A 476-nucleotide genomic window follows, 5' to 3' on the forward strand; every position below is an offset into this window, starting at 1 on the left:
GACGACCGCGACTGGCGTCGGGCCGAGCGCCTCGATGAGGCGGGCGCGGTCGCTTTCGCCGGGCGGTGGTGTGGCCGAGAAGTCGGGCGGCTCTTCGAACGGCGGCACGTCGGGCGCCCGCATGCCGGTCAGCGGAGCGATTGCCCGCGAAACGTCCGCTGCGTCGGTGACCAGGGTGGCGCCATCCTTGAGCAGGCCGTTGGTGCCGGCGGCGCGTGGATCGAGCGGCGAGCCCGGCACGGCGAAGACCAGCCGGCCCATTTCGCCCGCAAGCCTGGCGCTGATCAGCGAGCCCGAGCGTTGCGCTGCCTCGACCACCACCAGCCCAAGGACCGCACCCGCGACAAGGCGGTTGCGGCGCGGAAAATCCTGGGCGCGCGGCTGCCAGCCGAACGGCATCTCTGAAATGATGGCGCCACGCTCGGCGATTTCCTCGCACAGGCCGGCATTTTCAGGCGGGTAAGGCAGGTCGAGGC

Annotated in this window: 1 protein-coding gene; it reads right to left on the minus strand. The window is 71.4% G+C overall.

Annotated elements, in window-relative coordinates; translation table 11 throughout:
* Positions 1-476: DNA-processing protein DprA (locus EN939_RS37480; protein WP_164751663.1), on the minus strand; the 476-nt coding region annotated here is incomplete at both ends.

Source organism: Mesorhizobium sp. M7A.F.Ca.CA.002.05.1.1 (assembly GCF_003998335.1).
Taxonomy (GTDB): domain Bacteria; phylum Pseudomonadota; class Alphaproteobacteria; order Rhizobiales; family Rhizobiaceae; genus Mesorhizobium.